The organism is Acetobacter lambici (genome assembly GCF_011516885.1).
Taxonomy (GTDB): domain Bacteria; phylum Pseudomonadota; class Alphaproteobacteria; order Acetobacterales; family Acetobacteraceae; genus Acetobacter; species Acetobacter lambici.
Genome location: NZ_WOTD01000169.1, coordinates 1 through 671, shown reverse-complemented (window position 1 = coordinate 671; position 671 = coordinate 1). Strand labels below are relative to the sequence as shown.

The following is a 671-nucleotide window of genomic DNA, read 5'->3' as shown; positions in this document are numbered from 1 at the left end:
TATGGAAAAGTTTTTTTGTTGAGACTGATGTGATGTAGACCTGATGTATTGCGACAGCAGAAGCGAGAATGAGTTGATGTAAGACTGATGTCTTGATATAGGTCTTGCGCAGCCATAGAAGGCGCATGAGTGAGGGAAGCCGGAAAAATGACGACAATGAGCATCGGGATCGAAGGGGCGCTGGTGGCGCTTGATGATGCTTATGGGGCGGCATCCCTGCGGACGTGGATGGAGCAACATCGTGACGAACTGCTCGCGCACCTGGATGGCCGCCGGATCAACTGGCGCGCACTCTGCGAATGGTTTGTTTCCGCTGGCCTCACAAACGCTAAAGGTGAGGCACCGACCATTCGTTGTGCCCAGCTGACCTGGCTCCGGGTTGGTAAGTGGATGGAACGCCGCAAAGCCAAAGCGGCTGAGCGGGATGCTGAAGCCCTACGCCTCGAGGCTGAACGCGAGAGCGAAAGAGCTTCTCGTGATGCAGAAATCCGCCAGAAGCAGGAAGCAGAAGCCAACGAGAGCGCGAAGCTGCGGGATAAGATGGCGTGTGCTGAACGTGCTGCCGAATGGCAGCGCGATAACAAGGCGCGCATAGAAGAGCATAAACGTCATGTCGCGCAGAACCGTGCAGCCGAGACCGCCGTGCCGCTTGAGATAAAGTCAGATGTGGC

General features: G+C 56.0%; 1 pseudogene. It reads left to right on the top strand.

Features of this window, described 5'->3' with window-relative positions:
• Positions 1–147: 147 nt before the first annotated feature.
• Positions 148–671: pseudogene (locus tag GOB86_RS15705) on the top strand (hypothetical protein); the annotation flags it as partial.